The 11,727-nt window shown below is 70.9% G+C and carries 13 protein-coding genes; 6 read left to right on the forward strand and 7 right to left on the reverse strand.

Annotation, left to right across the window (positions count from 1 at the left end; genetic code table 11):
• Nucleotides 1-32: 32 nt before the first annotated feature.
• Nucleotides 33-857, reverse strand: coding sequence for an NAD(P)H-binding protein (locus AB0D46_RS34635; protein WP_362883509.1), 825 nt, complete (start codon nt 855-857; stop codon nt 33-35).
• A 126-nt stretch (nt 858-983) separates the two neighbouring features.
• On the opposite strand from AB0D46_RS34635, the gene AB0D46_RS34640 reads away from it, so the two are divergent.
• Nucleotides 984-1,526 (forward strand): flavoprotein, encoded by a 543-nt coding sequence (locus AB0D46_RS34640; RefSeq protein WP_362883511.1) that lies wholly within the window; start codon nt 984-986, stop codon nt 1,524-1,526.
• 30 nt (nt 1,527-1,556) lie between these two features.
• On the opposite strand, the gene AB0D46_RS34645 is transcribed toward AB0D46_RS34640, so the two are convergent.
• The 6 genes from AB0D46_RS34645 to AB0D46_RS34670 form a co-directional block, all read right to left on the reverse strand.
• The gene (locus AB0D46_RS34645) at nt 1,557-2,063 is read right to left on the reverse strand and encodes a DinB family protein (protein ID WP_362883513.1); all 507 of its coding nucleotides are present in this window, start codon (nt 2,061-2,063) and stop codon (nt 1,557-1,559) included.
• Between the two features lie 42 nt (nt 2,064-2,105).
• Nucleotides 2,106-3,302: an epoxide hydrolase family protein gene (locus AB0D46_RS34650; protein ID WP_362883514.1), complete on the reverse strand. Its 1,197-nt coding sequence runs from the start codon at nt 3,300-3,302 to the stop codon at nt 2,106-2,108.
• Nucleotides 3,303-3,394: 92 nt separating this feature from the next.
• The gene (locus AB0D46_RS34655) at nt 3,395-4,216 is read right to left on the reverse strand and encodes an AfsR/SARP family transcriptional regulator (protein ID WP_362883516.1); all 822 of its coding nucleotides are present in this window, start codon (nt 4,214-4,216) and stop codon (nt 3,395-3,397) included.
• A 71-nt stretch (nt 4,217-4,287) separates the two neighbouring features.
• Entirely contained in the window at nt 4,288-5,097 is an 810-nt protein-coding gene (locus tag AB0D46_RS34660; RefSeq protein ID WP_362883518.1) for a ScbR family autoregulator-binding transcription factor, read from the reverse strand.
• 76 nt (nt 5,098-5,173) lie between these two features.
• Complete coding sequence (locus tag AB0D46_RS34665; RefSeq protein ID WP_362883520.1) at nt 5,174-6,016, reverse strand: AfsR/SARP family transcriptional regulator; 843 nt, start codon at nt 6,014-6,016, stop codon at nt 5,174-5,176.
• Nucleotides 6,017-6,245: 229 nt separating this feature from the next.
• Nucleotides 6,246-6,866 (reverse strand): ScbR family autoregulator-binding transcription factor, encoded by a 621-nt coding sequence (locus AB0D46_RS34670; RefSeq protein WP_362883521.1) that lies wholly within the window; start codon nt 6,864-6,866, stop codon nt 6,246-6,248.
• Between the two features lie 201 nt (nt 6,867-7,067).
• On the opposite strand from AB0D46_RS34670, the gene AB0D46_RS34675 reads away from it, so the two are divergent.
• The 5 genes from AB0D46_RS34675 to AB0D46_RS34695 all read left to right on the forward strand — a co-directional run.
• Nucleotides 7,068-7,844, forward strand: coding sequence for a glucose 1-dehydrogenase (locus AB0D46_RS34675; RefSeq protein WP_362883523.1), 777 nt, complete (start codon nt 7,068-7,070; stop codon nt 7,842-7,844).
• Nucleotides 7,845-8,079: 235 nt separating this feature from the next.
• Nucleotides 8,080-8,811 carry a ScbR family autoregulator-binding transcription factor gene (locus AB0D46_RS34680; protein WP_362883525.1) on the forward strand — a complete coding sequence of 244 codons (732 nt, stop codon included), beginning with the start codon at nt 8,080-8,082 and terminating at the stop codon, nt 8,809-8,811.
• Between the two features lie 157 nt (nt 8,812-8,968).
• A complete protein-coding gene (locus AB0D46_RS34685; protein ID WP_362883527.1) occupies nt 8,969-10,240 on the forward strand; it encodes a ParA family protein in 1,272 nt (423 codons plus the stop codon).
• On the forward strand, nt 10,237-11,157 hold the full coding sequence (locus tag AB0D46_RS34690) for a ParB/RepB/Spo0J family partition protein (protein WP_362883528.1): 921 nt from the start codon (nt 10,237-10,239) through the stop codon (nt 11,155-11,157). Before AB0D46_RS34685 ends, AB0D46_RS34690 begins: the two co-directional genes overlap by 4 nt.
• A 120-nt stretch (nt 11,158-11,277) precedes the next feature.
• Nucleotides 11,278-11,727, forward strand: a 450-nt coding sequence (locus tag AB0D46_RS34695; RefSeq protein ID WP_362883532.1) for a helix-turn-helix transcriptional regulator, incomplete at its 3' end; no start/stop codon positions are given.

Consider the following 11,727-nt stretch of genomic DNA (forward strand, 5'->3'; position numbering starts at 1 on the left):
ATCCTCCCCGTACCGGGCGGCTGTCGCCCCCTTCAGTCGTTCCACACCCCGGTGGCGGCCGCCTCGCGGGCGTAGTCCGCGAAGTCCTTGGGCCCCCGCCCGAGCACCTCCTCCACCCCGTGCACCAGGTGCGCGTTGCGTCCGTCCAGGATCAGCGCGAACAGGTCGGCGAAGTCCTCCGGCAGGCCCTGGTCGCGCAGCACCGCCCGGTAGTCGGCGTCCGACACCGGCACGTAGGCGATCTCCCGTCCGGTCACCTTGGACAGTTCGGCTGCGATGTCGGAGAAGCTGAGCAGGCGCGGCCCGGACAGTTCGTACGTCTTGCCGATGTGCCGGTCGTCGGTGAGCGCGGCCACCACCACGTCGGCGATGTCGTCGGCGTCGACGAAGGGTTCGACGGCGTCGGCGGTCGGCAGGGCGATCTCCCCGTGCCGCACGGGGTCCAGGAAGAAGCTCTCGTCGAAGTTCTGGTTGAACCAGCTGGCGCGGACGACGGTCCAGTCCCCGCCGGAGGCCTTCAGCAGGTGCTCGCTGTGCTCGGCGGCCTCCTCGCCGCGCCCGGACAGCAGCACCAGCCGGCCGGCTCCGGCGGCCACGGCCTGCTCGGCGAACGCGCCGATCTGCTCGGCGGCGCCGGGGAAGGCCAGGTCGGGGTAGTAGGTGACGTACACCCGGTCGACGCCCTCCAGCGCCGGCCCCCAGGTGGCGGGCTCGTGCCAGTCGAAGGCGGGCTCACCGGCGCGCGATCCGATCCGGACCGGCCGGCCCCGGTGCGCCAGCTTCTCCGCAACCCGCCGACCGGTCTTGCCGGTACCGCCGATGACCAGGGTCGCCTTCTCGTTCTCGTTCTTCGTCATGCCCTCAGTCAACCGCCGGGCGGTGCGACGCGACATCGTTGAAGAGCTCAACCGCATACGCGTGCGTCCACGTCCCCGTTCGACCTCAACGTCAGCCGGAGGCAGGGAATGTGATCACATGACCGTATGAGGACCCTCTACCTGTTCTGTTCCGCCGCCCCGCCCGTCTTCGACGTGGCCCACGTGATCGAGGACGCCCAGTCGCGCGGTTGGAACGTGTGCCTCGGCCTCACCCCGACAGCGGCGCGGTGGGTGGCCGGCAGCCTCGACGGCCTCGCCGCGCTGACCGGCAACCCGGTGCGCTGGCAGTACAAGATGCCCGGCGAGCCGGACGTGTGGCCGGCCGCCGACGCGCTGCTGTTCGCGCCCGCCACGTTCAACTCGGTCAACGCCTGGGCGCTCGGCCTCACCGACCGCTTCACCGTGGGAGTGGCCGCCGAAGCCCTCGGCAAGGGCGTTCCGGTGGTGGCCATGCCCTGCACGAACGCCGCTCTCGCCGCGCACCCGCAGTTCGAGCAGTCCCTGACGGTGCTGCGCGGCGCTGGAGCCGAAGTCCTGTACGGAGAGGGCGGGTTCGTTCCCGGTCCGGCCGGTCCCGACGCCACGCCGCACTTCCCGTGGCAGGTCGCGCTCGACGCCGTGGACCGGCCGGGCACCGCGCCGGCCTGACCGGCGGCGGGCCCGCCCGTCCGTCGGCGGCTACTCGCCGGTGGCCCCGTCGATCGTCTCGCGCAACAGGTCCGCGTGCCCGTTGTGCCGGGCGTACTCCTCGATCATGTGCGCCAGGACGTAGCGCAGGGAGTACCCCTCGTCCCCGTACCGCCCCTGCACGTCGAGGGCTTCGGCGGCGGCGACGATCGCCCGGGAGCGCTCGCAGGTGTCCTCCCAGATCCGGAAGGACTCCTGCGGGTCCGCGTCCTCGACGTCGAACTCGGTCCGCTCTCCCGCCGCGTTCTGCGGGAAGTAGCCGCGTACGTCCTCGCCGCCCACCACGTTGCGGAACCAGCCCCGCTCGACCTCCGCGAGGTGGCGCACCAGCCCGAGCAGGCTGAGCCCGGACGGCGGCACGGCCCGGCGCCGCAGCTGCTCGGCGCTCAGCCCCGCACACTTCATCATCAGGGTGTCGCGCTGCCCCTGCAGCACGCTGGTGAGGGTCTCCCGCTCGTCACCGGTCAGTACGGGACGGGTCCGCTGCTCATCGTTCATCGAGCGATCATCACAGCGGTACGGCCCCACCCCCACCGGATTTCACATGCCGGACGGCCGGACGGCCCCGGCGAGCTCCCGGAAGAAGCCGCGGACGTCACCCACCAGCAACTCCGGCACCTCCATGGCGGGGAAGTGCCCGCCCCGGTCGTACGAGGTCCAGCGCACGACGGAGTCGGTGCGCGCGGCCACGTGCCGCAACGGGACGAAGTTGTCCCGGGGGAAGTCCGCGAGGGCGGTCGGGGTGGTCGACACCTCGGGCGGCAGCCCGAAGTAGTCCGCGTGGGCCCGCTCCCAGTAGATCCGGGCCGCCGAACCGGCCGTCCCGGTGAGCCAGTACAACATCACGTTGGTGAGCATCTGGTCCCGATTCACGGGACACCGCGGGTCGCTCCATTCGGCGAACTTCTCGCCGATCCAGGCGAGCAGCCCCGTCGGGGAGTCGTTCAGCGCATAGGCGAGGGTCTGCGGCCGGGTCGCCTGGATGTCGGCGTAGCCCTGCCGCTCCTTCGCCCAGACGCGGTACCGCTCCCAGGAGGCCCGGGTGCGTTCCCGTTCGGCGGGGCTCAGCCCGGACAGCTCCGCTTCCGTGGGCTCGGCGGTGGCGCCGGCTCCGGGCAGCAGGTTCAGGTGCACGCCGATGACCCGCTCGGGCCGGACGCGGCCGAGCTCGCGCGAGATCGCGGCTCCCCAGTCGCCGCCCTGGACCCCGTACGTCCCGTACCCGAGCCGTTCCATCAGCACCGCGAAGGCCCGCGCGACCCGCTTGAACTCCCAGCCCCGCTCTGTGGTCGGCCCGGACAGCGTGAAGCCGGGGATGCTGGGCAGCACCAGGTGGAAGGCGTCCGCGGGGTCACCGCCGTGTGCCCGCGGATCCGTCAGCGGGCCCGCGACCCGCTGGAACTCCACGAACGAGCCGGGCCAGCCGTGGGTCATCAGCAGCGGTGTGGCGTCCGGTTCGGGGGACCGCAGGTGCGCGAAGTGCACCCGGGCCCCGTCGATGACGGTGGTGAACTGCGGCCATGCGTTCAGCCGCGCCTCGGCGGCCCGCCAGTCGTACTCCTCGCGCCAGTACCGCACGAGCTCGCGCGTCTCCCCCAGCGGGATCCCGTAGTCCCAGCCGGCCCCGTCGAGTTCGTCGGGCCACCGCACCCGCCGCAGCCGCGCCGCGAGGTCGTCGAGTTCCTCCTGCGGTACGTCGAGTCGGAACGGAACGGGGGTCTCACCAAGATCTTCCATGCCCCCCACCATGCCTGACGGGGCCCCGGCCGCCCTCCTGCGGCAGCCGGGGCCCGGTCCCGCGTACGACCTGTCGGGCCGCGTACGGCCCGTCAGGCCGCGTACAGGTCGAAGGTGGATCCCCGCTTCGGTCCCGCCGCCACGTCCAGCGCCGGATCGACCGCCAGGATCGCCTGGTGCAGCCGCTGCAACTGCGGTGACGGCTCGACCCCCAGGTCCCCGATGAGCCGCTGCCGCAGCCTGCGGAACACGTCGAGCGCCGCCGCCTGCCGGCCGGACCGGTACAGCGCGACCATCATCTGGGAGTGCATCCCCTCGTGCTGCGGGTTGCGCGCGGTCAACTCGGTCAGTTCGGCGAGGAGTTCGGTGTGCCGCCCCAGCCGCAGGTCGACGTCGATGCGCCGCTCCATCGTGACCAGCCGGCTCTCCTCCAGCCGCAGCACCTCGATCTCCAGCACCGGCCCCACCCGTACGTCGACCAGCGCCGGCCCCTGCCACAGCGCGAGCGCTTCCCGCAGCAGCGCCGCCGAGCCCTCGTCGTCGCCGGCGTCGAACGCGGCCTGGCCGCGCACCACCAGCGTCTCGTAGGCGTGCACGTCCACGGACTCGGGCGGTACCTGGAGCAGGTATCCGCCGTGCCGTGTCGTGAGCACTTCCTTCGCGGCCCCCGGCCGACCCGGCCCCATGGCCGTGCCGAGTCTGCGGCGCAGCTGGAGGACGTACGTCTGCAGCGTGGTCAGTGCGCTCTGCGGCAGGTTCTGCCCCCAGATCTCCTCCATGAGGGTCGGCACCGGCATGACCCGCCCGGGGTACAACGACAGAAGGGCCAGGATCTGCCGCGGCTTGCCGGCCGTCGGCACGATCGAGTCTCCGTTGACCTCGGCACTCAACGGACCCAGAACCTGAATCTTCACGGTCTCCCCTCCGCATTCCGTCGAGTCGCCTCGATCACTTCCGACTTGCTTGCCCTGCGACTGCGCCGCAGTTACCGCTGCGCCCCGGTCCCTTGGAACTCACAGCGCCCTTCGGCTCCGGTCCCCCAGGTGCGCGCCCCGACGGCTCCCGTCCGGTACTCGCCGATCCGTGTCTCCCCCACCAGACTGGGGAGCAGCAGCCCCCACAGGGCGGCCACCTTCCGCTGGAGCTCCCCGTAGGAGAGCCCGGTTCCCGCCAGTACCTCGATCCCGCAGAGCGCGGCGGCCACCAGGGCCTCGGCGCTCTCCCAGCGATCCACGGTCGGCGTGGTGTCCCCGACGTCCCTGACATCGCCGATGTCACCCACGTCACCGACGTCACGCACGTCACGCACGTCACCGCGACCTCGGCCAGGACCCGCCCCGCCGGCTGCGGCGAGCGGTTCGGCCACCGGCAGTTCTCCGGTGTCCCGGGCCGTGCTGAGCAGTTCGCTCACCACGGTCAGCCAGGCCCCGTGGAAGTCCACCGCGCTCAGGTGCTGGCCGGCGCACTCCTTGGTGATGCGGAAGCTCGCCGGGATCGCGGGATCCTCGTGCAGCATCCGCGCCAGCCAGTGGGTCGTGTCGATCAGCGCCTGCAGGGGGGAGGCACCGTTCTCCCTCAGTCCGCGCACCGCGTCGTGCAACAGCCCGCATCCGCGGCGCTGCACGGCGTCGGCCAGCTCGTCCTTGGAAGCGAAGTGGAAGTACAGCGCCCCCTTCGTCACCCCGGCCGCGCCGGCGATCTCACCGAGCGTCGCGTTGGCGTATCCGTTGCGGTGGAACATCTCGGCCCCGGCGAAGACCAACCGCCTACGGGTCCGCTCCGACCTCTCCTGCACCGCTCGTCTCCTTCCGCCCCCCGCTGCGTCCACGCTCTTCCCCCAGCGCCGGCACCCGGGCGCGCCCGGCGCCGGCTCAGGCCCGCACGAGCCGCTCCGACCGCGTCCCCGTACCGGCGACCGCCGCCACGGCGGGAACCTTGGGCATGCCCTCCGGGGCCGCCATCAGGATCGAGCGCTGCAACCGGCGCAGCGCGGGCGACGGCTCCAGGCCCAAGTCCCGTACGAGCGTGGTGCGCAGCCGCTTGTACACGTCCAGCGCCTCGCCGCGCCGTCCCGAACGGTGCAGGGCCAGCATGAACTGACCGTGCAGGTTCTCGTGAGTGCGATAGCGGCTCACCAGAACGGTCAGTTCCGCGAGGAGCTCCCGGTGCCGGCCCAGCTTCATGTCGGCCTCGATGCGCTGGTCGAGGGCGCACAGCCGGGTCTCCTCCAGCCGCCGCGTCTCCATGTCGAGCTGCACCCCGCCGTGAACGTCCGCGAACGCCGGACCCGACCACAGCGAGAGGGCCTCGCGCAGCAACCGCGCCGCACCGGCCGCGTCCCCCGCGTCCATCGCCCGGTAGCCCAATCCGGCCAGCCGGTCGAACTCCCGTACGTCGCTGGTCCCGCCGCCGCTGTTCAGCAGGTAGCCGCCGGGCAGGGTGACGAGTACGTCCTTCGCGGTCCGCGTGCCCTCGGCGTTCTCCAGGGCGGTCGCGATGAGGGCGCGCAACTGGAGCACGTACGTCTGCAGGGTGGTACGGGCGCTGCGCGGCGGCTCGGCGCCCCACAGCTCCTCGATCAGCGCCGCGACCGGCACGACCTGGTCGGCATGGAGGGCCAGGAGCGCCAGGACCTGCCGGGGCTTGGGGGCGGTCGGCGTGATGGAGGTGTTGTTCTCCCGCACGGCCAGCGCGCCCAGTACATCGATGTCCACGTCGTACTCCCCTGTCCTTGGATGAGTCGCAAGAGTCAGTAAAAAACAGTCCCAGCGGTTTGTCAATACAAAACCGGCCGTACCGTTTCTCCTGCGACGATGGTCGGGCTGTGCTCAAAAACCCACACTGAGCTGCGCATTTACCGAAGACGTGGGCGCATCCCCAGCCGCTACGACCAGCGCGGACCGGGCCCCGACAGGGTCATCTAACACTCAGAACGGCCGTAAATCAAACCGTTCGGTCTGTTTCATGGTCGTCTCGGCGGGCGGCCGCGATACCGGACAGCAGGACGGACCAGATCCGGGTGAGGGTCTCGGCCGCGAACCAGCCGGGATCGGCGGCCCCCAGCACCTCCAGTCCGACGATCGACGCCACCACCGCGGGCGTCGCCTGCTGCGGGGACACCCCCTCGGCGAGGAGCCCTTGTCGCCCGGCGGCTTCGATCAACTCGCTCGTCCACTCACACCACTGCGCGCGGAGGTCGACCTGGCTCCGGTGGGTGACATCGGCGGACAGCGCGAAGCCGGCGCGCACGACGACGTCCCCCGCGAGCAGCCCCAGCAACGTGTACGTCGAATCGACCAGCAGCGTCAGCGGGTCATCGACCGGGCCGTCCGGTTCCCCGGCGGTGCCGGTCACCACCCGCAGCGCGGCGGCGGCCCGCCCTTCGACGGTCCGGGCGAGTTCGTCCTTGCCGCTGAAGTGGAAGTGCAGGGCACCGGAGGTCACTCCGGCCCTCCCGCTGATCCCCGAGATCGAGGCGGTGGCGAACCCCTCGTCGGTGAACGCCTCCGCGGCGGCGCGCACCAGGGATTCGCGCGTGCGTGCCGCACGCTCCTGCTTGACCATGGGGGCTCCACACCGCGTTCGCCGCGTTCGCGGCTGTCCCCCAGGACAGGGGTACGAGATCCTGGCGGCCACAGTCGGTGGCCGCGCCGGAGGCGGGCCGGACTCTCGCCGGAGCCAATGGATCTATAACCGGTCACCGGGTACGGAACACCTACTGACCAGCGATCACTTCGCGCCGTGTTCGCGTGTTAGGTTCGCGCGATGGAGACGAAGGACAGCACGGGAACGCTTGCGGGACGATCTGCATTGATCACCGGCGCGAGCGCCGGCATCGGAGCGGCCGCCGCACGCGTGTTCTGCCGCGAGGGCGCTTCGGTCACCCTCATGGCCCGCCGCGAAAAGGAGCTGGCGGCGCTCACGGAGGAGCTCCGGGCCGCCGGTCACGAGGCCCGCTACGTCATCGGCGACGTCGCGCGTTCCGAGGACGTCGCCAGGGCCGTCGAAACGGCCGTCACCTCCTTCGGCCGGCTGGACGCCGCCTTCAACAACGCGGGTACGGGCACGGTTCCCGCGCCCATGCACCTCCTCACCGAGGAGGACTACGACACCGTCATGGACACCAACGTCCGCGGCGTCTGGCACTGCATGCGCCACGAGATCCGCGCGATGCTGGAGACCGGCGGCGGAGTCATCGTCAACAACAGCAGCACCGCGGGCCTCGTCGCGACCCCGGCCGCGTCCCCGTACATCGCCTCGAAGCACGCCGTCCTGGGCCTGACCAAGGCCGCCGCCTCCGAGTACGCGGCTCAGAACATCCGCATCAACGCGATCGCGCCGGGCACCACCCGCAGCGAACTGATCGACTTCTGGCTCCAGCAGAACCCGAACATGGAGCAGGTCCTCCTCAACGCGGCCGTCCTGCCCCGCATCGCGGAACCCTCGGAGATCGCCGAGGCAGCGGCCTGGCTCTGCAGCGACCGAGCCTCGTTCGTCGTCGGCACCACCCTCTCGGTGGACGGCGGCTGGACCACCCGCTGACCCCGACCGTTAACGGCGTTAACGCCGTTAACAATCGGAACCCGCTCCCTCACTTAACGCCGTTAACGCCCCCGCCCCGACGCACCACCAATCAGTAACACGCCAAACCGCCCCACAGGCCCCCACATCACCTCCTCCCGCCGCCTAAAAAGTACTTGTCGACTGGTTTTCTTCGAACCGGCCGCACTACGCTGAGCCCCGTAACACCGAGCGGAACCGGCATCAGGAGAACCACGTGGCGCGGGTCAGGCAGGGACGGGCCGAAATCACTCGGCAGGCGATCCTCAACGGCGCGGCGGTCGCCTTCGACCACGGCGGCTTCGGAGGTACCAGCCTCAGCGACGTGGTCCAGCACGCCGGAGTCACCAAGGGCGCCCTGTACTTCCACTTCCAGTCCAAGGAAGCCCTGGCACGCACCCTGATGGACGAGCAGTTCCGGGTGTCCGAGGGCGTCCACGAGATCGTGGACCCGGGCCTGCAAACGGTCATCGACCTGACGCACGAGTTGGCGTACGGGCTGCGCACCAACGTCCGCATCCGCGCCGGCATCCGCCTCGTCATCGAGTTCGGTTCGTTCACGCACCCGGACCCCTCGCCCTACAACGCCTGGATCGACACCTGCCACGGCTGCCTGACGCCGGCCCAGGAGCGGGGCGACATCCTCCAGGCGCTCAACACGTACGACCTCGCGACGCTCATCGTCGGTTCGTTCACCGGCATCCAGGTCACGTCGCACGTCCGCACCGAACGCGAGGACCTGCACGCCCGGGTCGTCGACCTGTGGAAGCACCTCCTCCCGGGCATCGTGCCGGCCGACCGCGCGATCCTCTTCGACCCCGCGGGCTCGTTCGCCTGCCGGGCCCGGCTCGGCCTGTTGACCCAGCGCGCCCCGCTCGCCCAACCCGCCCCGCACCCCATGCCTTCGCACCGCACCTCCCCGAACCCCGCAGCGGTCACGGCCGGCTGACGGTACGTCCAGGGCGGTCCCGCACACGTCGTGGTGGACCACGGGGGTGCTCGCCACGGCGAGTGCGGGGCCGCCCTGGCGTGTCTCCGCCCACTTCGTTAGCAAAACTCAGGCGTGGCGCTCACTAACACTCCAGAACGTTAGTAAAGTCCCTCTCATGACTTCGCCCTCGTCCCAGAGCGACCGCGAGAAGGTCGTCTCCAAGCTCCCCCCGTGGCTCCGCCAGGAACTGAAGATCCGCACCGCCCAACTGCGGATCGACATCCAGGACGCGGTCCACCAGGGCATCGCGCAGTGGAGCGCCCTCGCCTCCGCCCCCTCCCCCGTCGACACGTCCGGCGCAGAGTCGTTCTCCACCTGGCTGCCCGCCGGCCAGTGGGAGTCGTTCCGGACGGACGCCAAGGACCGCGGCGTCTCCCTCACCCAGGGACTCGCCCAAACGGTGCGCCTCTGGCTGGAGATGAACCCGGCGCCCACCGTGAAGCGGCCCACGGTCGTGCGCCGCATCGTGGTCTGCAACCAGAAGGGGGGCGTCGGCAAGACGGCCATCACCGCCGGCACCGCGGAGGCCCTCGCGGAGGACCCGGAATCCCTCCACCCGGTCCGCATCGCGCGCCAGCTGGCCCGCCTCACCCCGGTGGAGGACCCCGAGGACCCCGAGCAGGCAGCACCGACCAGCACCTCGCCCCTGGACCTCGAAGACCTCCCGGGCCTGGGCATGCGCGTCCTGCTCGTCGACTTCGACCCGCAGGGCCACCTGACGAAGCAACTCGGCCAGCAGCCCCTCCCCATCGGCGGCGACAGCCTCACCTGCCACATGGCCGGCGAGGCCAAGGGACCGCTCTCGGACCTCATCGTCGCCATCCCCGACGACCGCTTCGGCGACCGCCTCCACATCCTCCCCGCGTGCACGGACGCGTTCCTCCTGGACGTCCGCCTGTCCACCGTCCGCGCCCGCGAGGCCGCCCTCGAACGCGCCCTCACCCCCGTCGAGGCCGACTACGACGTCATCCTCATCGACTGCCCGCCCAGCCTCGGCCTCAGCATGGACGCCGCCATCTACTACGGCCGCCGCCGCGACACCGAACAGCCGGGCGCCTCCGGCGCGCTGATCGTCGTACAGGCCGAGGACTCCTCGGCCGACGCGTACGACCTGCTCACCTCACAGATCAACGATCTGCGCGACGACCTCAGCCTCGACATCGACTACCTCGGCCTCGTCGTGAACCTCTACGACGGCCGCCGCGGCTACATCGCCACGTCCTCCCTGCAGGCCTGGTTGGACATAAAGGATCCGCGGGTCGTGGCGATCGTCCCCGACCTCAAGGAACAGCGCGAGGCCGTACGTGTGAAGCAGCCACTGTTCGTCTACGCACCCAAGGGCGAACAGGCCGTCGCCCTGCGCGCGCTCGCCAGGGAGATCTCATGAGCAAGGCCGACAAACTCGGAGTCTCGGCTTCCTTCGCCCGCGCACAGCCGGTCGGCGTCAGCTCCCGCCGCGCGGCCATCGCCGAGGCGACGGGCGCCCCGACCTCCGGGGTCGTCCCCCCGTCCGAGGTGCCCATCGAGGCCCTCGCCCACAACCCCTTCAACCTCCGCGAGGACCTCACGGACCTCGACGAGCTGGCCCAGTCCCTCACGGTCCGCGGCCAACTCCAGCCCCTCGCGGTCGCCACCCGCATGGCGTTCATGGAGGCCCACCCGGGCCAGACCGACGGCCTGGGACGGGCCCCGTACGTGGTCATCGACGGCAACCGGCGCCTGGCGGCCGCCCACCTGGCCGGCCTCAAGACGATGCACATCCACGTGAACGACTCCCTGTCCGCCTCCGCGGCGGACATCCTCGAATCGGCACTGATCGCCAACGTGCACCGGGTCGATGTGGCCCCCATGGACCAGGCCCGCGCCCTCCAGGACCTCGTCGAGGTCCACGGCTCACAGGCCCAGGTCGCGAAGCGGCTCGGCAAGACACCGGCCTGGGTCTCCCAGCGCCTGACCCTGCTCAACCTGACCCCCACCCTCCAGGAGAAGGTGGAGACCGGCGAACTCAAGGTCGAGCCTGCCCGCCGCATCGGCCGCCTCCCCCAGGAGGACCAGGCCGCCGCGGCCAACGACACCATTAACGCCGTTAACCCCCCGCGCCAGCGCACCCGCCCGACGCCACCGACCGTTAACGGCGTTAACGCCGTTAACACCGTGAAGACCGCCCCCTCCCCCGCGCCCACCCCCTCCTCCCGCATCACGATCTCCACCCAATCCCCGGAGACCATCGCGGACGCCCTCACCGCCCACCTCACTCCGGACGACCTGAAGGCGGTCACCGAGCTGTTGATGCAGCGGATCTGAGCCGGGCACCCACGCCGGGGGCGGTGACGGCATTAACGCCGTTAATGCCCCCACGTGCGTTTCATGTGCGTTTAACAGTGCGGTTCGCATAGGCTGCACCCGGAGGTAGTGATGAGCGAGATGAACGACCAGACCGCCCTCTTCGCAGCGGTCGACGCGCTGCTGGAAGCGGCGGCGGCCCAGGACGGCCTGCCCCACCCGGACGAACGCAAGCGCCTGCGCGAGGCCGCCGGCCTGAGCCAGGACCAGATCGCCAAGGCCCTGTCCGTCCGCCGCGAAACGGTCACCTCCTGGGAGACCGGCCGCACGGCTCCGCGCCCCCCGAAGCGCGCCGCCTACGCCCGCCTCCTCGAAGGCCTCGCCACCCTCCACCCCCTCGACGGCGTTAACGCCGTTAACACCCCGTCCCCTCCCCCCGCGACCGTTAACGGCGTTAACGCCGTTAACGCTCCAGCGCCCCCCGCCCCACCTCAGCCCCCTGCCCCCGTTAACACCGTTAACGCCCCCGCCCCCACCGACCCACCCCCGACCCCGGCACCCGTTAACGGCGTTAACGCCGTTAACACCGCT

It is taken from the genome of Streptomyces sp. NPDC048383 (assembly GCF_040651775.1).
GTDB lineage: Bacteria > Actinomycetota > Actinomycetes > Streptomycetales > Streptomycetaceae > Streptomyces.